19 protein-coding genes are annotated in these 26,397 nt (G+C 47.7%); 17 read left to right on the top strand and 2 right to left on the bottom strand.

Features of this window, described 5'->3' with window-relative positions; genetic code table 11:
* The first annotated feature begins 154 nt into the window (after nt 1-154).
* Nucleotides 155-2,245 carry a prolyl oligopeptidase family serine peptidase gene (locus Q1A41_RS09955; RefSeq protein WP_299977990.1) on the top strand — a complete coding sequence of 697 codons (2,091 nt, stop codon included), beginning with the start codon at nt 155-157 and terminating at the stop codon, nt 2,243-2,245.
* Nucleotides 2,246-2,329: 84 nt separating this feature from the next.
* Here the strand turns inward: Q1A41_RS09955 and Q1A41_RS09950 are convergent, their stop codons facing one another.
* On the bottom strand, nt 2,330-4,576 hold the full coding sequence (locus Q1A41_RS09950; RefSeq protein WP_299977988.1) for a methyl-accepting chemotaxis protein: 2,247 nt from the start codon (nt 4,574-4,576) through the stop codon (nt 2,330-2,332).
* 389 nt (nt 4,577-4,965) lie between these two features.
* Here Q1A41_RS09950 and prmB point away from each other — a divergent pair, with 389 nt between their 5' ends.
* From prmB to Q1A41_RS09930, 4 genes are all read left to right on the top strand, one after another.
* Nucleotides 4,966-5,856, top strand: a complete 891-nt coding sequence (prmB, locus tag Q1A41_RS09945) for a 50S ribosomal protein L3 N(5)-glutamine methyltransferase (RefSeq protein ID WP_299977985.1) — start codon at nt 4,966-4,968, stop codon at nt 5,854-5,856.
* A gap of 102 nt (nt 5,857-5,958) precedes the next feature.
* The gene (gene aroC / locus Q1A41_RS09940) at nt 5,959-7,050 is read left to right on the top strand and encodes a chorismate synthase (protein WP_299977983.1); all 1,092 of its coding nucleotides are present in this window, start codon (nt 5,959-5,961) and stop codon (nt 7,048-7,050) included.
* Nucleotides 7,051-7,065: 15 nt separating this feature from the next.
* The gene (locus Q1A41_RS09935) at nt 7,066-8,268 is read left to right on the top strand and encodes an MFS transporter (RefSeq protein WP_299977980.1); all 1,203 of its coding nucleotides are present in this window, start codon (nt 7,066-7,068) and stop codon (nt 8,266-8,268) included.
* 125 nt (nt 8,269-8,393) lie between these two features.
* Nucleotides 8,394-9,293 carry a hypothetical protein gene (locus tag Q1A41_RS09930; RefSeq protein ID WP_299977977.1) on the top strand — a complete coding sequence of 300 codons (900 nt, stop codon included), beginning with the start codon at nt 8,394-8,396 and terminating at the stop codon, nt 9,291-9,293.
* On the opposite strand, the gene Q1A41_RS09925 is transcribed toward Q1A41_RS09930, so the two are convergent.
* The gene (locus Q1A41_RS09925) at nt 9,262-10,134 is read right to left on the bottom strand and encodes a LysR family transcriptional regulator (protein WP_299977974.1); all 873 of its coding nucleotides are present in this window, start codon (nt 10,132-10,134) and stop codon (nt 9,262-9,264) included. The genes Q1A41_RS09930 and Q1A41_RS09925 overlap by 32 nt on opposite strands.
* Nucleotides 10,135-10,378: 244 nt before the next feature.
* Between Q1A41_RS09925 and leuC the strand changes: the two genes are divergently transcribed.
* The 12 genes from leuC to purF all read left to right on the top strand — a co-directional run bounded on the left by leuC (nt 10,379) and on the right by purF (nt 26,192).
* A complete protein-coding gene (leuC, locus tag Q1A41_RS09920) occupies nt 10,379-11,806 on the top strand; it encodes a 3-isopropylmalate dehydratase large subunit (protein WP_299977971.1) in 1,428 nt (475 codons plus the stop codon).
* Between the two features lie 20 nt (nt 11,807-11,826).
* Nucleotides 11,827-12,471, top strand: coding sequence for a 3-isopropylmalate dehydratase small subunit (leuD, locus tag Q1A41_RS09915; RefSeq protein ID WP_299977968.1), 645 nt, complete (start codon nt 11,827-11,829; stop codon nt 12,469-12,471).
* Nucleotides 12,472-12,529: 58 nt separating this feature from the next.
* On the top strand, nt 12,530-13,603 hold the full coding sequence (leuB, locus tag Q1A41_RS09910) for a 3-isopropylmalate dehydrogenase (RefSeq protein ID WP_299977965.1): 1,074 nt from the start codon (nt 12,530-12,532) through the stop codon (nt 13,601-13,603).
* Nucleotides 13,604-13,846: 243 nt separating this feature from the next.
* Entirely contained in the window at nt 13,847-14,962 is a 1,116-nt protein-coding gene (asd, locus tag Q1A41_RS09905; RefSeq protein WP_299977962.1) for an aspartate-semialdehyde dehydrogenase, read from the top strand.
* A 522-nt stretch (nt 14,963-15,484) separates the two neighbouring features.
* Nucleotides 15,485-18,658 (top strand): FimV/HubP family polar landmark protein, encoded by a 3,174-nt coding sequence (locus Q1A41_RS09900; RefSeq protein WP_299977959.1) that lies wholly within the window; start codon nt 15,485-15,487, stop codon nt 18,656-18,658.
* A 151-nt stretch (nt 18,659-18,809) separates the two neighbouring features.
* A complete protein-coding gene (truA, locus tag Q1A41_RS09895; RefSeq protein WP_299977956.1) occupies nt 18,810-19,703 on the top strand; it encodes a tRNA pseudouridine(38-40) synthase TruA in 894 nt (297 codons plus the stop codon).
* A gap of 21 nt (nt 19,704-19,724) precedes the next feature.
* The gene (locus Q1A41_RS09890; RefSeq protein WP_299977954.1) at nt 19,725-20,384 is read left to right on the top strand and encodes a phosphoribosylanthranilate isomerase; all 660 of its coding nucleotides are present in this window, start codon (nt 19,725-19,727) and stop codon (nt 20,382-20,384) included.
* A 402-nt stretch (nt 20,385-20,786) separates the two neighbouring features.
* Entirely contained in the window at nt 20,787-21,737 is a 951-nt protein-coding gene (accD, locus tag Q1A41_RS09885; RefSeq protein ID WP_299977952.1) for an acetyl-CoA carboxylase, carboxyltransferase subunit beta, read from the top strand.
* 211 nt (nt 21,738-21,948) lie between these two features.
* Nucleotides 21,949-23,232 (top strand): folylpolyglutamate synthase/dihydrofolate synthase family protein, encoded by a 1,284-nt coding sequence (locus Q1A41_RS09880; protein WP_299977949.1) that lies wholly within the window; start codon nt 21,949-21,951, stop codon nt 23,230-23,232.
* Nucleotides 23,233-23,350: 118 nt separating this feature from the next.
* Nucleotides 23,351-24,055, top strand: a complete 705-nt coding sequence (locus tag Q1A41_RS09875; RefSeq protein ID WP_299977947.1) for an SPOR domain-containing protein — start codon at nt 23,351-23,353, stop codon at nt 24,053-24,055.
* 61 nt (nt 24,056-24,116) lie between these two features.
* Nucleotides 24,117-24,617, top strand: coding sequence for a CvpA family protein (locus Q1A41_RS09870; protein WP_299774160.1), 501 nt, complete (start codon nt 24,117-24,119; stop codon nt 24,615-24,617).
* 51 nt (nt 24,618-24,668) lie between these two features.
* The gene (gene purF / locus Q1A41_RS09865; RefSeq protein WP_299977944.1) at nt 24,669-26,192 is read left to right on the top strand and encodes an amidophosphoribosyltransferase; all 1,524 of its coding nucleotides are present in this window, start codon (nt 24,669-24,671) and stop codon (nt 26,190-26,192) included.
* Nucleotides 26,193-26,397 lie beyond the last annotated feature (205 nt).

The raw sequence follows: 26,397 nt of genomic DNA, 5'->3' as shown, positions 1-26,397 counted from the left end.
TTTTTAAGCCTAAAAACAGCTCGGCTCAACGCCTTTTCCTCGTTTTAAACCCTATCCATTCCTAATTCTCGCCCGCATTCACTGAGGTGGCTTGCTTCTGTCTCGTTATAATTTCATGTAGTCAAAAAAAGCGATAACAAGAAGCGAGAATGTTATGAATAAATACCTTGGGGCGGCCATTGTCTATGGCGTCAGCGCATTATCTGCAGCGGTATCTTCTGCCGCCGAGCAAGATCCATTCATGTGGCTAGAAGATGTTGAGGGCAAAAAGCAGTTAGATTGGGTCGCTCAAAAGAATGAGCGAAGCCTTGCAGAAATTAAGCAATATCCTGGCTTTCAAGGTTTGGTCGATAACGCTTTGGAGGTCTTAGATAATAAAGACCGTATTCCTTATGCTGGCCGAAATGGCGATTACTATTACAATTTTTGGAAGGACGCCACTCACCCCCGAGGCATCTACCGCAGAGCCACACTCGCTGAGTACAAGAAAGATCAGCCTAAGTGGGAAACGGTATTGGATATCGATGCACTGGGTAAAAAAGAAGAGGTCAATTGGGTCTATAAGGGCATGAGCTGCCTGCAACCAGAATATACCCAGTGCATGGTAGCGCTTTCGCGCGGTGGTGCCGATGCAGTTGAGTATCGAGAATTCGACTTGCTTAGTGGCAAATTTATAAAAGATGGCCTTTATCTTCCAGAAGCTAAATCTCGCCTGACCTGGATTGATAAAGATACCTTGATCGTGGGTACAGATTTTGGTGATGGTAACAGCCTTACCGACTCAGGTTATCCACGTGTATTAAAAATGTGGCATCGTGGCAAGGGTTATAAGAGCGGTAAGACGGTTTATGAAGCCGATAAAGCCTCTGTTTCGGCTGCATCTTATACCATGGGTAAGGGCGCGCAAAACACAGTATTTATTCACGATGCTACTGACTTCTATAATGCCAAAACCTTCGTGTACAACGAAGGCAAACTATTAGCGGTTGATGTGCCTAGCGACTCCGATGTTGAAGGCTTGTTTAAAGGCAATGTTTATCTCTTGCTGAAATCTGATTGGGAACACCAGGGCAATAGCTTTAAGCAAGGTTCCTTGCTGTATTCTAGCTTGTCGGATATTAAAGCTGGCAAAGCAAGCTTTAAATTGTTCCAGGCTCCAAGTACTGGGAAAACCATTAAGGGCGTGGCGTTTACTAAAAACAGTTTGTTGATTAGCTGGTTGGATAATGTGCGAAGCTCAGTAGTACGTTATACACCAACTAAGAAAGGCAAATGGCAAGAGCACCGCCTGGAGCTTGATGATAAAGCGGTTGTTGGTTTGGTTGATGTCGATGATCGCTATGACGATTTTCTGGTGAGCTATTCAAGCTTTATTGAGCCGTCTACGCTTTATCAATTTAACGACGGAAAAACTGGCAAGGAGAAAATAAAATCTACGCCAGCCATGTTCGACGGTTCTCGTTTTAAAGTTGAGCAATACAAGGCTAAATCTAAGGATGGCACTATGGTGCCGTACTTTGTGGTGATGGATAAAAAGCTGAAGTTTAATGGCAAAAATCCTACCTTATTGTACGGTTACGGTGGCTTTGAGATTTCACTGCTGCCTCGCTATTCAGCAACCATCGGTAAAAACTGGTTAGAGCAGGGCGGTGTCTATGTGCTGTCGAACATTCGCGGTGGTGGTGAGTTCGGTCCGGCTTGGCACCAGGCTGCGTTGAAAGAAAATCGCCATAAGGCTTATGAAGATTTTGAAGCCATTGCTGAAGATTTGATTGACCGCAAGATTACCTCATCAAAACATTTAGGTATACAAGGCGGTAGCAATGGCGGTTTGCTAATGGGTAATGCCTTTACTCGTCGTCCAGATTTATACAATGCTGTTGTTTGTCAGGTTCCATTATTGGATATGAAGCGCTACAACAAGTTGCTTGCAGGCGCGAGTTGGATGGCTGAATACGGTAATCCAGATATTGCTGAAGAGTGGGATTTCATTAAAACCTTCTCGCCGTATCACAATGTCAGTAAAGATAAAAAGTACCCTAAAGTATTTTTTACCACGTCGACTCGTGACGACCGAGTACATCCAGGTCATGCTCGTAAAATGGTGGCGCTGATGGAAAGCCAAGGCCACGATGTTTTGTACTTTGAAAACATCGAGGGTGGTCATGCCGGTGCTGCCGATGTTAAGCAGCGCGCAGAGCTCAGTGCTCTGGCTTATGCGTATTTACTCAGTCAGCTTAAATAATCGAGTCGAATGGCAAGCAGGGTTGAACAAAAAGGGGCTTATTAAAGCCCCTTTTTTAAATTAACATTCTAACATTCTAACATTCTAATATTTGAATTTATGAACCAGGCCTTGTAACTTGCTTGAAAGCCCTGCTAGCTCTTCGCTGGCAGCAGATATTTGGCCAATCGAACCTCCTGATTCCGCTGACATTATATTTATTTCATCGATTCGTTTACTAACCTCTTCGGCAACCTGGCTTTGCTGGCTAGAAGCCGATGCGATTTGTGAGGTCATGTCGGCAATTCTATCGACAGCGTGAGCGGCACCTTGTAGTCGCTCTGAGGTTTCGGTGGATTCGGTAGAGATACGGTTAGCGAGCTCAACACTGTCATTCATTGCACTGCCAGCTTCTCTGGCCGCTAAAATTAAACCTTCAATTACCGTTGATATTTGTTCGGTGGCGGTCTGTGTGTGTCCTGCTAGGCTTCGCACTTCTTCAGAAACTACAGCAAACCCACGACCATGCTCTCCGGCTCGAGCCGCCTCAATTGCCGCATTGAGCGCCAGTAGATTGGTTTGGTCGGCTATGCCTGTGATGGTTTGCAAAATGCCAGCGATCTCATCGGTATTTGCTTGAAGTGTTTCAATTTTCTTTTGGCCAGCACTGATTGAACTTGCCATAGCTCTTACATTTTTCGCGGCATCGTTTACGGCCGTTGAGCTGGCATTAACTTGTATGCGAGCATCGTTTGCTGCCTGAGCGGTAGATTCAGTCGTGCTGGATACTTCATTGACTGATGATGACATTTGCTGCACAGATGCCGCTACACTTTGTGTTTTTTCTGATTGTTTAGAAATGGTGCTGCTCGTTAGGCTGGTTACTGTGGCCAACTCTTCGGCTGCACAGGCCTGTCGTTGTGATGCGGTATTGATCTCTCCGATAATACTTCTTAAATTGCTAGCCATATTTTTCACGGAGCCGTAAACACATTCTTGGCTGTCTATCTCTTTCATTTTAATGGTTAGATCGCCATCGGCAATCTTTTGCGTGATGCTTTGCATCTCTTTTGGTTCGCCACCTAGGGGGCGCATCACTGAATTGCTTAAAGTCCAAGCAACAATCGCGATCAGTACAACGCATAACAGTACGGTAGCTAGCAGTAATAATTGCAATTTATCAACGGCTGCCATGGCTTCGGCCTCGTCGATCTCTACTAAGATTGACCAGTTTAGCCCGTTAAAACCCAGCGGTGAAAAGGCCGACAACACTGGATTGCCATTGTAATCCTGAATGACTTCGGCACCACTTTGCCCGCGTGCCGCAAGTTCGGTTGCTTGAGTTCGAACCGCACCTTTTTCAGGGTTTCGAAAAGAACCTACTACTGAATGGTCGATAGGGCTTAAATAGGAATCTGAACGCATCAAATTATCTGGGCCTACTAGGTAGCTTTCGCCCGTTTCTCCGAGCCCCGAGCGTTCTGTCATGATGGCGTTAAGTTTATCGATTGGAAATTGAAAGATTAAAGTGCCTATGCGTTCGCTCTCGGAAAAGATAGGTTGTGCGATAAAGCCTGCTGGCGCATTAAAAGAGGGAAGGTAGGTTTTGAAGTCGATAAAAATTGCCGACTGTCTTTCATTGGCACTTTCTGAGCTGCGAAAAGCGTCAGCTAAGCCACTGCTGGCGTATGGGCCATTTAACAGTGAGGTTGCAAAATCTACCTCTTTGTATACCGAATAAATAACATCGCCTGCAGAGTTGATAAGAAATATATCGTAGTAACCAAAGCGCTCTAGGTAATCACGCAAATAGGGGTGGATGTTTTTGTGCGCATTGTCGTAATCCGAAAAAATGCTGGCTTCATCAAGTAAGTGTTTATTGCCAACAGGGTTGGGATTGTTACTAATATAGGCTTGTTGAAGATCGATGGCATTCGCGGAGAGGTTGGATAACAAATCATCGACATTGACTTGATTGTCTGGCTCAAGCTGCTTCAGTTTGGGCAGGAAATGCCGGCTGTAATATTCTGCTAATTCTGCACGCGTATTGTTTACATTGCTCGCTTGTTCACTGGGGGAGCTGATTTCTTCATAGGCCAGTGCAAGCTCTTTAGTGGCGCTGACAATTAGCTCGCTACGACTCAAAGAGGCGATTTGATGTGCTGAATTGTTCAAATAATTAACAACAGACACTTTTTTTGTTTCGCGCAAAGATTCCAGTTGCCGAAAGGTTTGCTGCGTTAACGAGTCGCTGGCTTGAAAGAGGGCGAAGCTTGCTACAAGTAATGCAGGCAAAAGGCCGACGAGCAGAAGGTTGCTAAGAATTTTGTTTTTAAAACCGATGTTGAACACGAGACATCCCTCCGGCATGGCCAATCTTTTACAGGCAGCCTTATGTGGCTAAGAAGCTATGAATGATGCCGGGCGATCCGTAGTTGGGGCAGGCAGTTCATTCCTTTGAAGGGTATAAAGCCAATCATATTTACTGCCCCAGATTGATACCTTATATAAAGGTTTAGCAAAATGCTGTGGCTTTACAAGCTTGCAGGAGGCTTTAGGTGACGCTTTGCCAATGGCCGATCTGCGGTTCGGTAGGGGCTTATAGGCCTACAAAATATAGGTATTTAATTTGTGTTAGCGCACAGTGTGTGGGTGGCTTTGAGGCTCTGGCCAAAAAGCTTATGCTTGCTCGTCAATTCCCGTACAATATGGCCCCTTTGCCCCTTAAGACCCTATTCCTAATGGCTGTTGAACAAGAACTGTACACAATCAGAGACTATATTCGTTGGGCTGCATCGCGCTTTAGCGAAGCTAGGCTGTTTTTTGGCCATGGTACGGATAATGCCTGGGATGAGGCCACAGCCTTGGTATTACAATCCCTTCACCTGCCTTGGGATTGCGATAAGGACACCTTATCAGCAAGGCTGACGCTGGTTGAGCGTGAGTTAATTGTTGAGAGGGTCGGTCGACGTATCGACGAGCGTTTGCCGCTTGCTTATTTAACAGGCCAGGCTTATTTCTGTGGCTTGTGTTTTGATGTTAATGAACATGTTCTGGTGCCAAGGTCGCCGATAGCCGAGCTCATTGAAAATGGCTTTGAACCTTGGTTGGCGAGCCCACCTAACTCTGTGTTGGATTTGTGCACCGGCAGTGGTTGTATCGGAATAGCCTGTGCCTACGCATTTGAGTGGGCTGAAGTTGACCTCAGCGATATTTCAGCCGAGGCGATTGCGGTGGCTGAGAAAAATATAAAACGTCATCAATTAGAGGATCGAGTTCGCGCCGTCGAGAGTGACTTATTTGAAGGCCTGCAAGACCAGAGTTACGATTTGATCGTTAGCAACCCGCCTTATGTAAACGCCGAAGACTTGTCTACTATGCCAGCGGAATACCAACAGGAACCTGAAATCGCTTTGGGTTCTGGGGCTGACGGCTTGGATTTTACTCGTCGATTGCTCAAAGAGGCAGCGGCTAGGCTTAATGATGGCGGTGTATTGATTGTAGAGGTGGGTAATAGCTGGCCAGCACTTGAACAGGCATTTCCAGAAGTCGCTTTTACTTGGCTGGAGTTCGAGCATGGTGGCCACGGTGTATTTATGTTATTCAAAGAGCAGCTTACGCAAATAAAGTAACGGGGCTTTTCGGCTTCGGCAATTAAACGCCCTTAGTTTGATAAAAGACGACCTTTTAGAGTCGTTATGCATAGCAATTGAAAGTTCAAGGTAATTAATCTTATGTCCGGTAATAGTTTCGGAAAATTGTTTACGGTAACCACCTTCGGTGAAAGCCACGGTTTAGCTTTGGGGGCTATCATTGATGGTTGCCCGCCGGGCTTAGAGTTATCAGAAGCTGATCTACAGGGTGATTTGGATCGTCGTCGCCCAGGTAAAAACCGCTATGAGACCCAGCGTAAAGAAGCGGATGAAGTTAAGATTCTTTCGGGTGTTTTCGAGGGTAAAACTACCGGTACGCCGATTGGTTTGCAGATTATGAATACCGATCAGCGCTCTAAAGATTATTCCAATATTAAGGATTTATATCGCCCAGCTCACGCTGATTACAGCTATATGCAAAAATACGGTGTGCGCGATTATCGTGGCGGGGGGCGCTCTTCGGCGCGAGAAACAGCAATGCGTGTTGCTGCCGGTGCAGTGGCTAAAAAGTATTTGGCGCAAGAATGCGGCATTCAAGTGCGTGCTTATTTATCCCAGCTTGGCCCGATTAAAATTGAAAGCTTTGATTGGGACGAGATCGAAAACAATGCCTTCTTTTGTCCTGATGTTAATAAGGTTCCTGAGATGGAAGCTTTTATGGCGGGGCTAAAGGGTAACTCTATCGGCGCGAGAATTTCAGTTGTAGCCTCCGGCATGATTCCAGGTTTGGGCGAACCAATCTTCGATCGCTTGGATGCTGATCTGGCCCACGCCTTAATGGGGATTAATGCTGTGAAAGGTGTTGAGATTGGCGCTGGATTTGATTGTGTCGAGCAGCTTGGCACTGAACATCGTGATGAAATAACGCCTGAAGGTTTTTTAAGTAACCGCGCTGGTGGTGTTTTAGGTGGAATTTCAACGGGCCAAGACCTGGTTGCTCATATAGCGCTCAAGCCAACCTCCAGCATGCATATTCCTGGGCGCAGTGTAAATGTGCAGGGCGAGCCGGTTGAAGTGGTGACCAAGGGGCGTCATGACCCCTGCGTAGGCATTCGCGCAACCCCCATTGCTGAGGCGATGATGGCGCTGGTGTTAATGGATCACTTGCTGCGCCACCGTGGGCAGAATGGCTCGATAAAGCACAATATTCCTGTCATCCCTCCACAGGCCTAAAGGTCGCTATTTAAGATGTTCGATAGGTTCAGAGCGCAAGCTGCGTCGGCTTCCGGTCAGGATACTCCATACTGGCGCCTATCGACCTTCTATTTCTTTTACTTTGCCGTATTAGGCGCATTGGTTCCGTTCTGGGCTTTGTATTTGCAAAGCCTGTCATATTCCGCCCAGCAGATCGGTTATGTCATGGCTGCGCTGGCTATTTCTCGTATTGTTGCCCCGAACATCTGGGGATATCTGGCTGATAAAACTGGCCAGCGTTTACGAATTATTCGTTGGGGCAGCTGTTTGGCCGCGCTCTGTTTTTTAGGCGTGTTTTGGCAAAGTAGCTATCTAGCCATGTTTTCTGTGGTTATTGCTTATAGCTTTTTTTGGAATGCGGTATTGGCTCAGTTCGAGGTGGTCACCCTAGATCATCTTACTGAAAACACCGAGCAATACAGTCGCATTCGTCTATGGGGCTCAGTAGGTTTTATTGTGGCGGTGATGCTTTTAGGGGCATTGTTTGATGCCTTTTCTATTGCATTACTGCCTGTGGCTATGCTGGTTTTATTGTTGGCGATCTGGTTATCGAGTTTAACGGTGACTGAAGCTAAGCCGCGATCTTTAGTTAGCAAAAGTAGTGATAATGTTGCATTGGAGCGCTTTCTCGACATCGTGCGCCGACGTGAAGTCTGGGTCTTTTTTACCGCGTCATTTTTTCTACAAATTAGTCATGGCGCTTACTACACTTTTTTTTCGGTCTTGCTGGAGCAGCATGCTTATTCAGGCTTCGCCATAGGTCTGCTTTGGGCGTTAGGTGTACTGGCTGAAATTATTTTATTTATGTATATGCCGTCATTGCTGCGGCGTTTTGGGGCTCGCTTGCTGTTTTGGGCGGCTTTGCTGGCTGCTGCTGGGCGCTGGTTGTTAACCCCTGTATTGGCTGATTCATTGCTTGCGCTCATATTATTGCAGTGCTTGCATGCTCTAACCTTCGGTGCGGCGCACGCCGTTTCTATTGAGTGGGTGCACCGCTTTTTTCCAAACAGTAGCCATGGCCAAGGGCAGGCGTTGTATACCGCAATGTGTTTTGGGGCTGGTGGTGCGATCGGTGCGATCCTTTGTGGCTACCTCTGGGATATTAGTCCGTTTTGGTGTTTCGCTTTTTGTGCGGCGGCGGCATTTATTGGTTTTTTACTGTCTTATTGGGGAATGCGTCAAGCTCAACTCGATTAGGCTTAGCTGCAGCTTCTACTTGACGTCTTTAAGCGGCAAGAGTAGCGTGTTGTCAGTCTTGCCCGTCGGCAACAAGGATGTTCACAAATATAACAACTCGGGCGAATTTTGTACGGGGGTTTCTCATGTCAGCTAAGCTGCGCTCTGTCTTGCTGTATTCTCAATCGGTCGTTTTCCTTCTTTTAGTGGGTGCTGTTCAAGTGTCTGCGCAAAACATCCAGCAATGTCAGAAGATTGATTGTCGATGTGATGGTTTGTGGAATGTATGGGGCGAGGCCTGCAAGACACAGGAAAGTCAGTTAATAGAGCAGTGTTCCGAAAATGAAGGAAAAATAAGCCGTTACTGCCATTGGCAGGGGCCGAATGCTTTTCCATCGGTTTTGTCTTCTTTACAAGCCGCAAAGGCCTATCGAGCTGATCAGCTAGAGCAAGCAAAAACTAGCTTTAATTCCAAGCTGTGGTCAATGCAGCAGGACTTTAATAGCAGTCAAGAGCTCTACAGTGGGGGCGATGTAAAGTCGGCTGCAGCGATTGCAAAGCGTGTTGATAAGCAGGCGAGCTCTGCGATTTCCCAAGGCTTGGTGTTGCTTAGTTTGTATCGACAGTTAGAGGATGAGGAGGCGCGAAGTCTAGCGCTAGACCAACTACGCGGTAGCTTATCTGATCAGGAAAATCGCTTTTTGGCTTGGTCGGCGGCCATGTCTAATGCCGGGCAGCTTAAGTTGGCAAGACGCTTCTCGCGATACAGTGGCAATATGGCTGAAGCGCAGGGGTTGCTGCTAGATGCTTTGGCAGAGTTTGATTCTGCGGCTAATGCTTGGCAGCGCGCCGCTAATAGAGCAGAGCAGTTATTGGAGGCAAGCACCAAGCCTAGAATATGGAAATTCTATCGTGCCCAGGCAGCCAGCCGTTACAGTAAGGCTGCATCTTCAACTCGCCGATACTCTGGAAACGGTGATTCTTTTGCGGCGCAGGCCGAAAATCTTTGGGGGCTCAGTCAGTTGAGCGCTGCAAAGCCTGAATAAACGCCTGTGCAGCCTTGGATAAGCTGCGCCCTTCATGGTAGATGCAGCCCAGCTCTCGACTGACTTCAAGTTGTGGGACATCAATAGACGTCAGTGGCCCATCGATCAAGCTTTCAGGTAAAACGCTCCAGCCAAGACCAATTGAAACCATCATTTTGATGGTTTCTAAATAGTTGGTCGCCATGCTGACATCCAAAGGTAAATGAAACTGATCAAATTGTCGTTTGAGGATTTGCCCTGTGAAGGTACTCAAGTCCGGTAATATGGCTGGGTGTTCACTAAGGGTTTTTAGCTCGATGGCCTGGCCGTTGTTGAGCGGGTGCTCTTGGGCAACGACACAGATCAAAGGGTCGTGCCAGATATGCTGGGCTATCATCTTTTCGTGTTTTTGTGGTGCGAGTGTTACCACGGCAAGTTCCAGCTGCCCGTGTAGAATCTTATCGGTGGCTTTTTCCGAGTCGATAAAGTCAATGGCCAGTTTTACCTTAGGGTATTGCTGAGAAAACTGGCGCAATACCGGAGGCAGCCGATGAAGGCCAATATGGTGGCTGGTGGCCATATTCAATGTGCCACTGATTTCGCCACTTTTGTCACTGATTAATCGGCGAGTTTCCTCAACTTCCATTAAAATCTTATTGGCCCTAGGAAGCAGTGTCCGGCCGGCTTCAGTCAAATCCACAGTACGACCAATTCGGTCAAACAGTTTACAGTCAAGTTGCTCCTCCAGGCCGGAAATGCGTTTGCTCACAGCCGGCTGGGTTAGGTGAAGCTTTTGCGCCGCGGCTGAAAAAGAGCGCAGCTCAGCTACCGCACAAAAAGCGCTAAGTGATTGTGTATCCATAGGTCTCGTTTACAGTCCTCGCTTAAGGGTTTAACACAGTTTTCTCGAATTCCAAAATGGAATCGAATGTATGAAAAATATAAATTGGATTTATACATTTTGGGGGCATAGAATGCAATGCATACCCCGCAATAAAGCTGGGGCTTTACTCGCCAGCTATCTAAATGGCTTGCGAAGTAATAAGACCTGATAAGTAGACCCAAACAGCCTTGCACAACAAGCTGTTGCAATGAGAGACAAGAATATGTCCGCCAAGACCTTGTATGACAAGCTCTGGGATAGCCACTTCGTGAAAGAACGCGATGACGGCTCGGCCCTAATTTATATTGATCGCCATGTAATTCATGAAGTGACTTCGCCCCAGGCTTTTGAAGGTCTGCGTTTGGCCGGGCGTGATCTTTGGCGGGTTAACTCTGTTATTGCTACACCAGACCATAATGTCCCAACCACCTCCGCTGAACGCAGTGCTGGGGTAGCAGGTATCAAAGATGATGTTGCCCGTATACAGGTGCAAACTCTTGATGATAATTGCGCGGATTTTGGTGTGCGAGAGTTCAAAATTAACGATCAGCGCCAAGGTATTGTGCATGTGATCGGCCCTGAAAGCGGGGCTTGCTTGCCAGGTATGACCATTGTTTGTGGTGATTCCCATACTTCGACTAATGGTGCTTTGGGGGCTTTAGCTCACGGTATTGGCACCTCAGAAGTTGAGCATGTGTTCGCAAGCCAATGTTTGGTTGCTAAAAAAATGAAAAACATGCTGGTTAAAGTTGATGGGGAGCTTGGCCCTGGTGTTAGCCCAAAAGATGTTGTGTTGGCCATTATAGGTAAAATTGGCACTGCAGGTGGAACCGGTTACGCCATCGAGTTTGGCGGCCAAGTATTTCGAGACATGTCTATGGAAGGCCGCATGACAGTGTGCAATATGGCCATTGAAGGCGGTGCTCGAGTAGGTATGGTCGCGGTTGATCAGACTACCTTGGATTATGTGAAAGGGCGCCCATATGCCCCTACTGGTGAGCAGTGGGAAATGGCTGAAGCCCAATGGCGAGACCTGCATTCTGATGCGGACGCGCATTTTGATGCCGTGATAGAAATCGATGGCGCCAGTATTGAGCCACAGGTGAGTTGGGGAACTTCGCCAGAAATGGTGCTGCCAGTGTCGGCCACCGTACCTAACCCAAGCAATGAAAATGACCCAGTAAAGAAAGAAGGTATTGAGCGCGCTTTAGAATATATGGGCTTAAATGCCGATCAGGCCATTACCGATATACAGCTTGACCGAGTGTTTATTGGTTCTTGCACTAATTCCCGTATTGAAGATATGCGCGCTGCAGCCGCCGTTGTTAAAGGCCGCAAAAAAGCTGATAACGTCAAAGAAGCCATCGTTGTGCCGGGCTCAGGCTTGGTTAAAGCGCAGGCCGAAGAAGAGGGGCTCGATAAAATCTTTATCGAGGCGGGACTCGAGTGGCGTGAGCCGGGGTGTTCTATGTGCTTGGCCATGAATGCTGACAAGCTCGGTGCAGGTGAGCATTGCGCCTCCACCTCAAATCGAAATTTTGAAGGTCGTCAAGGTTATGGTGGTCGCACCCATTTGGTTGGCCCTGAGATGGCAGCGGCAGCTGCGATTGCAGGTCATTTCATTGATGTACGTGAATTGATGCAGCACTAAGCCAGGCAAAGGAAAATATTATGAAAGCTTTTACTCGTTTGCAGGGTTTGCTTGCACCGATGGATCGCGCCAATGTGGATACGGATTTAATTATCCCAAAGCAATTTTTGAAATCCATTAAGCGTAGTGGTTTTGGCCCTAACTTATTTGATGAGCTGCGTTATTTGGATGAGGGCTACCCTGGTCAAGACAATAGCCAGCGCCCAATAAACCCAGAGTTTGCCTTAAATCAAGAGCGCTATCAGGGTGCCCAGATATTATTGGCGCGTAAGAATTTTGGTTGTGGCTCTAGTCGTGAACACGCGCCTTGGGCGCTGGATGATTTTGGTATTCGCTGTGTTATTGCCCCAAGCTTCGCCGATATCTTTTTTAATAACTGTTTTAAAAATGGCTTATTGCCTGTGGTGTTGCCTGAAGATGTTGTTGATAGCTTGTTTCAGCAAATGTATGACAAGGAAGGCTACAGTATCGTTGTCGATTTAGAAGCGCAAAAAGTAATCAGCCCAGATGGTAGTGAATATGGCTTTGAAGTCGATTCCTTCCGTCGTCACTGCTTGCTAAATGGTTTGGACGATATTGGTTTAACCCTACAGCATAGTGAAGATATTAAAAAGTTTGAACAGCAGCGTCGAGCCAGCTCGCCTTGGTTGTTTCAAGACTTATAAGTTGAATTGCTGACTTTTTAAAAAGAAAGCAACACCAAGAATTTAATTGGAATTTAGCATGTCAAAAACGGTATTGATTTTACCCGGTGATGGAATTGGGCCTGAGATAGTCGCTGAGGCAAAAAAGGTTCTCGATGCGATTAACACCAGTGGTTCGCTAGGTATCGAGTTTAGCCATGGCAAGCTTGGGGGTGCCTCTATCGATGAATACGGTGTGCCACTGAGCGACGAGACCTTGGCTCTAGCGCGCGCGTCTGATGCGATTTTGTTAGGTGCGGTTGGTGGCCCTAAATGGGATCAGCTCGATGCCGCAATTCGCCCTGAGAAAGGTTTGTTGAAGATTCGCTCTGAGTTAGAGTTGTTTGCCAATTTGCGTCCAGCAATTTTGTATCCTCAACTGGCCGAGGCTTCTACTTTAAAGCCGGAAGTGGTTTCTGGTTTAGATATCTTGATTGTTCGAGAACTGACTGGCGGTATTTATTTTGGTCAGCCTCGTGGCATTCGTACCCTAGAGAATGGTGAGCGCCAAGGCTATAACACCTATGTGTATGCCGAACATGAAATCGAGCGTATTGGCCGCAATGCTTTTGAAATGGCACGTAAACGTGGCAAGAAAGTGTGTTCAGTTGATAAGGCTAACGTTCTGGAAGCTACTGTATTGTGGCGAGAGGTAATGGATCGTCTGTCTGCTGAATATCCAGATGTCGAGCTAAGTCATATGTATGTTGATAATGCCGCGATGCAATTGGTTCGTGCGCCAAAGCAATTTGATGTGATTGTTACAGGCAATATGTTTGGCGATATTTTATCGGATGCGGCAGCCATGTTGACCGGTTCTATCGGTATGTTGCCTTCGGCATCGTTGGATAAAAATGGTTGTGGCATGTACGAACCTTGTCACGGCTCGGCCCCCGATATTGCTGGGCAGGGTATTGCTAATCCACTGGCGACTATTTTGTCGGTAGCTATGATGTTGCGTTATTCACTCGACATGTCAGAGGCTGCAGAGCAAATCGAAGAAGCGGTATCTAAGGTATTGGATCAAGGGCTGCGTACCGCTGATATTTATACTGACGGTATGAAAAAGGTGAGCACCAGTGAAATGGGCGATGCTGTAGTAGCTGCTCTTTAGAGATTTCTAAAAATTAAAACCGCGAGCACCATAGTTGTAGCACAAAGTAATATGCTCGTAAAAACCTGAAGGCGTAAACTCAAAAAGAGGAATGCCTTGGGATTTAAGATCGCCCATTGTTAATTTTTTTGTTGGCAAATAGGGCGGCTAGAATTAAAAGCTTAAACGCGGATTTTTAGCTCCGCTTAAGCACCACAATAGCAGCACATATAGCACATCACAGTACGTGAAAGAGAGAAAACAATGCGTGTAGGTTTTGTAGGTTGGCGAGGCATGGTGGGTTCCGTTTTGATGGAACGCATGCGCGCTGAAAATGATTTTAGTGGCCAAGATTTAGAGCCGGTTTTTTATACCACCTCAAATGTGGGTGGTGCAGGGCCGGATATTGGTCGCGATATTGAGCCATTGCAAGATGCCTACGATATTGAAAGTTTAAGTAAGCTGGATGTCGTTTTGACCTGCCAAGGCGGAGATTATACCTCGGCGGTTTATGGGAAATTACGCGAGACGGGTTGGCAGGGCTATTGGATTGACGCTGCCTCAAGTCTTCGGATGGCCGATGATGCCATTATTGTTTTGGATCCTGTGAACAATAAAGTGATTCGAGATGGTTTGGCAAAAGGTGTTAAAAACTACATTGGTGGTAACTGTACCGTCAGCTTAATGCTCATGGGCTTAGGCGGTTTATTTAAAGCAGGCCTGGTGGAGTGGGTTAGTGCCATGACCTATCAGGCGGCCTCAGGTGCTGGTGCCCGAAATATGCGTGAGTTGATTTCACAAATGGGCAGTATTCGAGATGCGGTAGCCCCAGAGCTGGCCGATCCTGCCAGCGCGATTTTGGAGATCGATCGTAAGGTGGCTGAGCATATGCGAAGCCAAGATTTGCCAACAGATGAGTTTGGTGTCCCTCTGGCGGGGAGCTTGCTGCCTTATATTGATCGTCAGCTAGATAACTTCCAAAGTCGTGAAGAATGGAAAGGGCAGGCGGAGACCAACAAAATCCTAGGCTTGGATGCCAAGCCTGTTCCGGTTGATGGTTTATGTGTCCGCGTCGGTGCGATGCGCTGTCATTCACAAGCTTTGACTATCAAGCTTAGGCAGGATGTGCCGCTGGCTGATATTGAGTCGATGTTGGATGAGGCCAGTCAGTGGTCTAAAGTTGTGCCCAATAACCGCGAGCAAACCTTGAGCGATTTAACCCCAACCGCCGTGACAGGGACACTTTCTGTGCCGGTGGGCCGATTACGTAAGATGAATATGGGGCCGCAGTATTTATCGGCCTTTACAGTGGGTGATCAGCTGTTGTGGGGGGCTGCGGAGCCCTTACGCCGCATGTTGGCGATACTGCGAGAAGCTTAAAGCGCCAAAAGCAGGCAGCTGCGCTGAGCCGCTGCCTCGCTTCTCTTTGGTTCAATGTCCCAGTCCCCCTGTGATAGCCCTCTCATTTTTTATCTGAATCTTTCAATCTAGGCGGTTTCGCTCAATTAAAGCTCGAATTATGCCCTCTAAAATTGGGCGAATAGTTGCGAAAAGCCTATTTATATTGAATACTTACGTGCAATTGTGAAGAGTTATTCTAGGCTTTATTCACATTTCTTAATAATTGGCTCTGGGCGCTTATGCAGCTCAACTCTAAAGCGAATTAGCCGAAATGATAGGAATGATGCCTTAGCACTCGGGCGGCTCGAAAGGGGCGCTTATGTTTCACTGCAGAGTTGGCACATTATCCTCTGAGCGTTTTAGGTGACAAACCTAAAGGTCGGCGGATTTGTGCTTTGTGTTTATTGTATGGCGCCTAGCACAGGGGCAATACGGCTTTAAACACAAAGAGAGATAGGGGTTTTACTCCTCGAACCAAGCAAAAAATTAAAGGATCATCCTATGCGTCTTGGTAATTTGGCGGTAGCTATCGGTTTGGTTACAGCTATGTCGTCACCGGGTTTAAGTGCTTTAGGCCTCGGGGAGATAACATTACACTCCACACTTAACCAACCTCTAGATGCAGAAATTAAACTACTGCAAACTCGTGATTTGGATAAAGGTGAAATTATAGCGGCTTTGGCATCAGGTGATGACTTTAAGCGTGCTGGGATTGAGCGCAATTACTTCTTAACAGGCTTAAAGTTTACCGTCGATTTAAAAGCCCCTGGCGGACCCGTGCTGAGAGTACGGAGTGATCGTCAAGTTCAAGAGCCTTATTTAAACTTTTTGGTTGAAACTCGATGGCCTGCAGGTCGTATTTTACGTGAATACACCTTGTTAATGGACCTGCCGGTGTTTACTGAAGATGCTGCGCCAGCTGTCCAAGCGGCTAAACCTGCGGCACCAAAACCACAAAATAGGGTTCAGCGACGCCCAAAGCCGAGTGAGCCAGTAACTCGCCCGGTAGCAGAACCAGCCGAGCCTGTAGAGCCAAGCACACAGCCCCCTCAAAATGAAGCTGAGTCGACTAGCAGCTATGGCCCTGTAGGTGCCAACGAAACATTGTGGGGGATTGCCAGCCAGGTTCGACCTAGCCGAGGCGCGAGCATCCAACAAACAATGCTGGCCATTCAGCGTCTTAACCCCGAAGCCTTTATCGACGGCAATATCAATCGCCTGCGTCGCGGGCAAGTTTTAAGAATCCCAACAGAATCTGAAATTTCTCGATTAACAGCGCGTCAAGCGATTGCTGAAGTAGCCCAGCAAAATACTGACTGGTCCGGTAATGCTAATGGTGATGTGGGTGCCCCAATTGATGCGGTGGCCAGTCGAGCTCGTCGTGACAGCAGTGCTCAACAAGCGAGTGGCCGGGTGACCTTGGCGAGCGGCAGTGAAACTGCTGGGTCGGCTAGTCGTGGTGCGGGAAGCGGCCAAGCGGAGCTAAGCCAAGCTCTGGAGCAGTTGGATAAATCGCAGCGCGAAAATAATGAGCTAAAATCACGTCTTGCGGATCTAGAAGCCCAAATCGAAACCATGGAACGACTGGTTGAGGTGAGTAGCGAGCAGATGCGTGCCTTGCAGTTGGCTGCGCAGAAAGGTGATTCGCAGCTTGCAGATACACCTCAAGAAGACGTTATTGATCCGCTTAACGACGCCTATAAAGATAGCATTGAAAGCACTTCGCAGGATTCCGAAAAGTTAGCCGAGCTTGTAGCCGATGAAGAGGCTGAAGCTGAGGTCAAGGCCGATCCTGAACCGGCTAAAGCCAAGCCTGTAGCCAAGAAGAAAGTAGCTGCTGTAGTCAGTACACCAAAAGCTGAACCTGGCATAGTTGATATGTTGATGGATAACATCCTCTATATCGGCGGTGCTTTGTTGGCAATTTTACTAGCTGCTTGGGCGATATTGCGCCGTCGAAAAGATGAGGATGAAGAAGCCATTGAGCCTGAACTGGATGTCACTTCTTTTGACAATCAAGAAGGTCAAGCTGAAGAGGCTCAAGCTCAGCAAGAAGAGAATGACGTTTTAGCTGAAGCTGATGTTTATATTGCTTACGGCAAATTTGATCAGGCTGAAAGCTTATTGCGGGGGCATTTAGCTGAGCAGTCCGAAGACAGCGCTGCGAGACTTAAGTTGCTAGAAGTCTTCAGTGAAGCTAAAAATTACACCGCTTTTGATGAGCAGGCTGAAATCTTAGATAAGTCTGCCGATGATGCCACGCTCGCTAAAATTGCTAGCTTGCGTGACAGCATGGGAGGCCCTGAAAACGCGACTGATGCGCTCGACGCTCTTGGCTTGGAAATAAACGATGAAGAGCAAAGTTTGGATGATCTGCAGTTAGATGCTGATGCCGATGAATTTGATCTTTCAGATATGGACTTTAGCTTAGATCAAGACTCGCAAGGCCTAGATGCAGGTGGTTTAGATTCATTAGCGCAAGAAGATGAAATTATTGAGCCTATTGAAGGCCTAGACGATTTGAATCTTGATGATGGCAATGCAGAAGATGGCAATGAATTATCGGATATTGAGTTTGATCTGGCGCTTGGTTTGGATGAGGCGACGGAAGATACGCCAGTCAGTTTGACCGAATCAGAAACAGAAACTGAGTTCGATACCTCTGGATTGGAAGATGAAATTGACGGCCTTGGCGATATTGAATTTGAGACAGCTCTTGATGAGCCGCTCGAGACCGTGTCCGAAGAGCTAGAAGATAGCAGTGCGCAAAGCTCGGTCGATAGTGCTGAAGATGCCCTAGCTGCATTGGATGATTTTAGTTTAGAAGATGATGCAGAGCAGGGCTTGGCTGAGTTAGAAGATGTTGATTTGGATTTGTCGACGTCTGACGACTTAGATAGCACAGAAGCGTCGGATGAAGTTGAAGAGCCAGCGTTGCAGTTGGATGAGAAAACAGCGGCTGTTGCAGCAGCTGGCGCCGCCGCGTTGGGCGCAACGGTGGTTGGAAGTCTAACCATGCATGACGAGCCAGAGTCTCGGGCGGAGTCAGCTGGGCAAGCTGCCGAAGCTGAAAGCCTTGATGAGCCAGATGATTTTGACTTGAGTTTAGAGCTCGATGCGAATGCAGAAGACGATCTCGATTTGGGTGCTGGCGGTGAGTTAGATTTAGCAGAGCTTGATAAAGAACTGGATTCCGAGTTAGGCCTTAATGATGAACTGGATTTGGATGCTGAGCTGGATTTGGATGCGGATCCTTCAGTGGAGCTGTCAGCAGATGATGACTTTAGTTCTGATTTTGGTGAGGAAGCTAAAGATTTAGATGCCTTGGCTGCCACGGATATGGATTTGCCAGCTTCCGATCTTTCAGTTGGTGATTTGGCTGGCGGTACTGAAGAATTGGGTGATGATTTAGCAGCGCTGGATATCTCTTTGGGAGATGAGCCTGCCATCAATAGCGAGCTGGAAGAGAAGCCTGCTGAGGCGGCAAGTGAGCTTAGTAATGAGCTGGACTTTTTGGCTGATAGTGATGAGGTGGCGACTAAGTTAGATCTCGCTCGCGCCTATATGGATATGGGAGACAAAGAGGGCGCCAAAGAAATCCTAGAGGAAGTTGTCAACGAAGGTGATGAGGGGCAGCAAAAGGAAGCCCAAGAGCTTATCGACCGTATGGCTTGATAGTAAGTTAGTTATGCTTCTTCTAAAGGCCCGAAAGGGCCTTTTTTAATGCTCGAGGTTTGTCGTCTAGCCATTTGCCTTGCTTTGTTTCAATGGCTTGGCTCAGTTACAATGCCTGCGATTTCCAGTCGATAGAGAATTAAGCAAAAGAATGGTTCGAGCCTATAAAACAAATGGTGAAATTCTGCCCGGACAAAGCTTACCAGAGGGTGTGCAGCGCTACGCGGCAATCATTGAATACAATGGTGCTCGTTACCGCGGTTTTCAGCTGCAAAAGCACGATAAGCAAACCGTTCAAGAAACCTTACAAAATGCGCTTAGTCAGGTAGCTAATGAAGATATTTCATTGGTTTGTGCAGGCCGTACCGATGCGGGGGTTCATGCAAGTGCGCAAGTGGTGCATTTTGATAGTAAAGCGCTGCGCCCAAGCAAGGCATGGGTGCAGGGTGTCAACACTGCAATGAGTCGCGATATTCGAGTTCGCTGGGCCGATCAAGTATCGGCTCAGTTTCATGCACGTTTTAGTGCAACTGCGCGCAGTTATCGATATCTTATTTCAGATCAGAGTGTTTCCTCAGCTTTGTTAGAGGGGCAAATTACCTGGTCAAAGTTTCCGCTTGATATTGCAGCTATGCAGGCGGCAGCCGACGCATTAATTGGCGAGCATGATTTTTCCTCCTTTCGAGCTGCCCAATGCCAGGCTCGCCATGCCGTTCGTGAAGTGCAAGCCATTCAATTCTATCGTCTACATGGCGGCATGATTGTTATGGAGATAAAAGCCAATGCATTTTTACATCATATGGTGCGGAATATTGTCGGTGTGCTAATGGCAATTGGTGGCGGCCATAAGCCCGTTCGTTGGGCTCGAGAAGTATTGCATGCTCAGGATCGTTGTGCCGCGGGAGTTACGGCTCCTGCTTCGGGCTTGTATTTTGTTGCGGCTCACTACCCTGAGCACTTAGCCATACCGGCGATCGAAAAGGGGCCTTTGTGGCTGCCTGATGATCTGAACCTGGTGGGGCATCGGCAAGCAGCCAAGCAATAATATTGAAAACTAGAGGCAAAGATGAGTGCTAACAAGCCGTCGGCAGATAAACCACAGGCAAGCAATAGAACCTTGGTAAAGGTTTGTGGATTCACCCAAGTAGAGCAAGCTAGGCAGGCGGCAAAAATGGGAGTTGATGCCCTAGGTTTGGTGTTTTATGGTCCAAGTCCTCGTTGTGTGGATATGGCGAGAGCCCAAGAGATTGCCGCTGTTGTCGCCCCGTTTTGCAGTCTAGTTGGTTTGTTCGTGGATGAACAAGAAACCGTCGTTAAGCAGCTGCTTAACGAATTACCTTTGGATATCTTGCAGTTTCATGGTGATGAATCCCCGGAGTATTGCGCCTCTTTTGGGCGTCGTTATATGAAGGCAATCCGCATGCGTGAGGGCCTTGATTTGCAGGCAGAGATTCATCGCTATCAGGGGGCGAGTGCTATTTTACTTGATGCCTATCGTCCAGGGGTACCGGGTGGTACTGGCGAGAAGTTTGATTGGCAGAGGGTGCCCCAGGATTCAGCTGTGCCTATTGTTTTAGCGGGGGGGCTGGATGCCAATAACGTTGCACAGGCGATAAGGCAAACGGCTGTCTATGGCGTTGATGTAAGTGGCGGAGTTGAGCGAGCAAAAGGGGATAAGTGTTTGTCCAAGATTGCGCAGTTTCTGGAAGCGGTGCGTGCTCGCTAAGACTTCAGCCAAAGCAGCGTTCTTGCTTGGGCCTAGGTCAGCGATTTACGCAGGAGTTCAGCTAAGATTAAGGGCTAAGATTGCACTCTCGATGGGAGCTTAGTTACCCTATTGCTGTTAGACCAGACAAATTGGAAAAAATAAGGGGGATTTTGCCACTGAATGAATATTTTAGTGTCACTTCCGCGCCCCATTATTTATCATAGCGCATTGAGAATTAATGATGACTCAGCCGGTAGTAGTTTGGCTTGGCTGGTTAAAATCTAGGCAGTGTAAGAGCTGGATAGGCCGCCAAATTGGTGACAAATGGCACATAGAGCCTGCCCCGAAGCCTACGCCGCCTAGTGAGAAATACGATACCGTAACCGAGTTTATCGGTGACAATGAATCAGCGAGACAAATATGAGTTGGTTGGACAAGATTATTCCTAATTCTGTGCGCTCTGAGGGGCGTCGTGATGGGGCCAGCAAGGTGCCAGAAGGGCTCTGGAAGAAATGTGTCAAATGTGGGTCGGTACTTTATCGCCCTGAGCTTGAGCGCAATGATGATGTGTGCCCTAAATGTGACCACCATATGCGCATTGGTGCTCGCAAGCGCTTAGATATCTTCTTGGACAAAGAAGGTCGCGAAGAGTTGGCCACTGAGGTCGAGCCGGTCGATCGCCTCAAGTTTAAGGATATTAAAAAGTATAAAGAGCGCTTAAGTACTGCACAAAAGGCCACCGGTGAAAAAGATGCCTTGGTCGCTATGCGTGGCAGTTTAAAAGGCATGCCAATTGTAGCTGTCGCTTTCGAATTTGCGTTCCATGGGGGCTCAATGGGCTATGCTGTGGGCGAAAAGTTTACTCGCGCCGCAAAAGTTGCTTTGGATGAAAATATCCCGTTGGTGTGTTTTTCCGCTACCGGTGGTGCGCGTATGCAAGAGGCGCTTATATCATTGATGCAAATGGCAAAAACATCGGCCATTATCGAGCGCTTAAAGCAGCAAGGCACCCCATATCTTTCTATTATGACCGATCCGGTATACGGCGGTGTATCGGCGAGTTTGGCCCTATTAGGCGATATTAATGCCGCTGAGCCAGGCGCTCGTGCAGGTTTCGCTGGTCCAAATATTATTGAGCAAACCATCAGGCAAAAACTGCCTGCGGGGTTCCAGCGCAGTGAATTTTTGCTGGAGCATGGTGCGATTGATATGATTATTCATCGTAACGAGATGCGTGATCGCTTGGCGTCCCTATTGGCTAAGTTTACCAACTTCAGTTTGGAAGAGTCGCCGTTGCAGGAAGAAACCGAGATTGATGAAGAGCCAGAGTTTGTTGAGGCGAAGGCCCCTGAAGAGGGTGAGGATTCCTAACTTTTTTGCTTTGTCGTGCTAGCAAAACCCGCTACCTTTAGAGCGGGTTTTCATTTATCTGGCCCCGCTATTTGCAGTCATAAACAGCTTTTCAATGTTAATGTGCTTAATGTGCTTGAGAAGCGCTAAGCGGCGACTGCGTTTTATATAATGATATGTAGTCAGATACCCATATTCTTTCTGAAGTTTTATTTGTCTATAAGATAACTCTATGTCCGATGTCCCCAACGAGCGTTCATTAAGCCAGTGGTTGCAATATATCGAGGCGCTGCATCCGAGTGAAATCGACATGGGGCTTGGGCGTGTGCGCGAAGTTGCAGAACGTATGGCCTTGCCCGAGCAGTTGTCTCAGCGAAAAATAGTAACCATCGCCGGTACCAATGGTAAGGGCTCTTGTGTAGCCAGTCTCGAGGCTTTGTTTAAAGCCTATAACGATGGCAGCGAAGCCTCAAAGAACATTTGCTATGGATCTTATACTTCCCCTCATTTTATCGCATACAACGAGCGTATTCGTTTAAATGGCGAGGACGCGAATGATGCTGTCATTTGCCAAGCGTTTAGCAAAATCGAGGCGGCCCGCGAAGAGATTAGCCTAAGTTATTTTGAATTCGCGACCCTAGCGGCTTTACAGGTTTTTGTGCTTGCAGGTTGCGATTATATCGTTCTAGAGGTGGGCCTGGGTGGACGTCTGGATGCGGTTAATATAATTGATGCTGATGTCGCAGTTGTTACGTCCATTGCGCTTGACCACCAAGATTGGCTGGGGAGCGATTTAGAGCAAATCGCACGTGAAAAAGCGGGTATTTTTAGGGCTGAGAAAATCGCCATCAGTGCCAGTGCAGAAATGCCAAATGGGGTAGCTGAGACGGCAAGGCAACTCGGGGCAAAGCATTGGCAGGTTCAGCAGGACTATAGCTACCGCCTAGAGAATGGCCGTTTGCATTTAAGGCTGGCCGCTCAGCAGTTGGATATTGCAAAGCCTGGTTTGCCTATTCCTAGCGTCGCTGCGGCTGCTCTGGTGGTGGACTTGCTGGGGTTGTGGCCAGGGGATGAGGCTTTTGCAGAGGCATTATCCAAGGTGCAGCTAACGGGTCGTTGTCAGCGTATTTCATGGCAGGGCAGGGAATTGGTGTTGGATGTGGCGCATAACCCTGCGGCCAGTGCACATTTGCGTGCTCAACTAGAAGATACAAGGAGCGATTTTCTACTGCTTGCCGCCATGGCGGATAAAGATTTGGCCGGTATCATACAGCCCTGGGTGGGCTCGGTGAAGCAGGCTTTTTGTTGTGACTTGCCCGATACCCCTAGGGCTGCCACTAGCGAGCTTTTATACTCTCAACTGCAGGCAGCAGGTATAACAAGCCAGGCTTTTGCAGACTTTGATGCGGCCTTTACGCAGGCATTGAATTGTAGCGAAGAAGAGGATCGTATTATCATTATGGGCTCTTTTTTCACGGTGGCAGCTGCGCTGCGATATCTAACCGCGATTAAGTAAAGCGTGAATTCGTAAAATACGCCGTTGAATAAAGTAATAGGCTTGGGATTTAATGGGTCCAGCTGTACTCTAAGCTGCAGTTCAACGTATTAAAACAATTAAGAGGTTAAGTATTCCAGTGGATGACGGCTTAAAACAGCGATTAGTTGGTGCGGTGGTACTGTCCGCGGTGGCGGTGCTTTTCGTACCAGTGCTCTTTGATCAGCACGATAAACACAAAGTTGATACCGTAAGCCAGATCCCGGCCATGCCAGATGTTGAGCCTGTAAATTATCAATCGCCTAGCAAAGTTGAGGGTATCGACCCGGCCCCAAAACCCGAGCAGATGTTTATTCCAGAAGGTGGTAGTGAGCAGCTCATAGACGATACGGCTTCTGTAATAGCGTCCAGTGGGGCTGAAGAGGCGCCCTTTGTTACCAAGCCGAAACAGCTTCGTTCATCTGAACCTGCGGCAAAGAATAGCCAAAGTCCTAAATCGCAAAACCTTGCCGCAAGCCAAATTGATAAGGCTGCTAAGGCGAGCAGCCAAAAGCCAGCAGTGCAGCCGACCTCAAGTAACGATATTTTAAATGCCGATGGCACTCCTAACGCCTGGGTTTTGCAGCTTATCAGCAGCTCTTCTGAGGCCAAGGCTAAAGGCATTGTTAAGCAACTGCAGGATAAGGACTATAGGGCGTATTATCGCTCTGCTAAAACCCCCAAAGGTTTGATCTATAGGGTTTTTGTCGGACCAAAAATCAGCCGTCGAAAAGCTGAGCAGTTGAAGCGAGAGCTGGATAAGCTATTAAAAGTCGATGCCTTAATTCTACGCTTTCAGCCTTGAGCTAAGCTCTGGTAGAATGCGCGCAGTTTAGCCCTGTAGCGGGGCGTTATTGAGTAGAAATATGGCACTTATCTGGGCAGATTGGTTGATCTTGGGCATTATTGGGGCCTCGGCCTTGGTGGGTCTGATTCGCGGCCTAGTCAAAGAAGCGCTTTCATTGGTCAATCTGGCCGCTGCATTTCTAGTCGCTATGAGTTTTAAGGCTCAGCTGGCCCCTATGTTGGGCGGTTGGTTGAGCACGCCATCGCTTAGAGAGCTTGCCGCTTTTGCGATTTTGTTTTTGTTTACCTTGATTGCCGGCTCCTTGCTTAACTATCTGCTGGGTCAGCTGGTGAGAGCGACTGGGCTTTCGGGTACTGACCGTCTTTTAGGTGTGCTGTTTGGTGCATTACGCGGTGTGGCAATAGTGCTGGCCATGATCATAATTATTCCAAAAATTCTCCCTGTTGAGCAGGATCCTTGGTGGCAGGCATCTGCCATGATTAAGTATTTTAAAGGTATGGAAGGCTGGGCGATTGGCACAGCAGAACAGGCCTTTGACTGGTTTAAATCTTTGTTTTAATTCGCTGCAAATTCGTTTGTAGCGCCGTGATTGTTTTGGAGCGTAGGCTTTATGTGTGGTGTCGTTGGTATAGTCGGCAAAAGTGATGTCAATCTGCAGATTTACGATGCATTGACCATGTTACAACATCGGGGCCAAGATGCCGCCGGTATCATGACTTGCCACGAGGGGCGTCTAGCCCAGCACAAGGCAAATGGTTTGGTGAGTGATGTATTCCGTACTCGCCACATGCAACGTTTAGTCGGCAACTATGGTATCGGTCATGTGCGTTATCCTACGGCCGGTAGTTCAGGCCCTGCGCAAGCACAGCCATTTTACGTGAACTCGCCTTATGGTATTGCACTGGCCCATAACGGTAACCTTACCAATACCGAGGAAGTTGAGCGCGATTTGCTTCAAAATGACTTGCGCCATATGAATACCGATTCCGATTCGGAGTTGCTACTGAACGTATTCGCTCATGAATTATTAGAGCAAAACAAAGCCAAGCCATTGCCGGCTGACTTTTTCAACGCTATACGTGAGCTACATAAACGTGTGCGTGGCGGTTATGCCTGTGTGGCCCTGGTCGCTAACTACGGCATTATTGCCTTCCGTGATCCCCAGGGTATTCGTCCGTTAGTCTACGGTAGTCGCGAAACGGCCAATGGCACTGAGTATATGATTGCCTCTGAAAGTGTTGCGTTGGATGTTAGTGGTTTTACCATCGAGCGTGACGTGGCACCAGGTGAAGCGATCTTCATTAGCAGAGAGGGTGAACTTTACAGCGAGGTCTGTGCTGAGGAAGTAAGCTTGGCGCCGTGTATTTTTGAGCATGTGTATTTTGCGCGCCCTGATTCCATCATAGATGGTGTCTCTGTGTACAAGTCGCGTTTACGCCAGGGTGAGCGTTTGGCGGATAAAATTCTGCGTGAACGCCCCGATCATGATATTGATGTGGTGATCCCAATTCCGGATAGTAGTCGTGTGGCAGGGCAGGCCTTGGCCCACAATCTGAATGTTAAATTCCGCGAAGGACTGGTTAAGAACCGCTACATCGGCCGTACCTTTATTATGCCCGGCCAGCAGCAGCGTAAAAAATCCGTGCGCCAAAAGCTCAATACCATTGAGCTTGAATTTAAGGGCAAAAACGTATTGTTGGTTGATGACTCTATTGTGCGTGGTACGACTTGTCAGCAGATTATCCAAATGGCCCGTGATGCCGGTGCCAATAAGGTTTATTTCGCCTCTGCAGCACCAGCGGTTAAATACCCTAATGTTTATGGTATCGATATGCCTTCGGCCAGTGAATTGATTGCCAGTGGCCAAACCGATGAAGAAGTTTGCAAAGAGATCGGCGCTGATTGGCTGCTGTATCAAGACTTGGACGACCTGGTAGCCGCATCTAAAGACGGTAACCCGGATATCGATCAGTTTGAATGCTCGGTTTTCACCGGTGAGTACCTAACTGGCGATATTGATGATAGTTATTTCGCAAGGTTAGAGGCGGCTCGCAGCGATAGTGCCAAAGCTAAAAAAATCGATAATTCGGATGATACTGCGGTAATCGGTATTCATAACGGTGCAGTAGAGTAAGCAGCTGCCGTTTTAGGTAATAGCTATATAAGTAGCTGTTATTTGGTATCCGAGCTGTGCTCGGGCTAAACTAAAGCCTTTTGTGGCTTTTAGTCTTTGTAAAGCCTAGGGTGATGCCCTGGGCTTTTTTGTTTGGTTGAACTTTAAGCAAGCCCCTTGTTTTATGCTGCCAAGTTTAATCATCATCCTAAACTAGAATCCTATA

Origin of the sequence: uncultured Pseudoteredinibacter sp. (assembly GCF_947502065.1) — a bacterium.
GTDB lineage: Bacteria > Pseudomonadota > Gammaproteobacteria > Pseudomonadales > Cellvibrionaceae > Pseudoteredinibacter.
The sequence above is the reverse complement of the archived record's forward strand: the minus strand, read 5'-3'. Positions and strand labels throughout refer to the sequence as shown.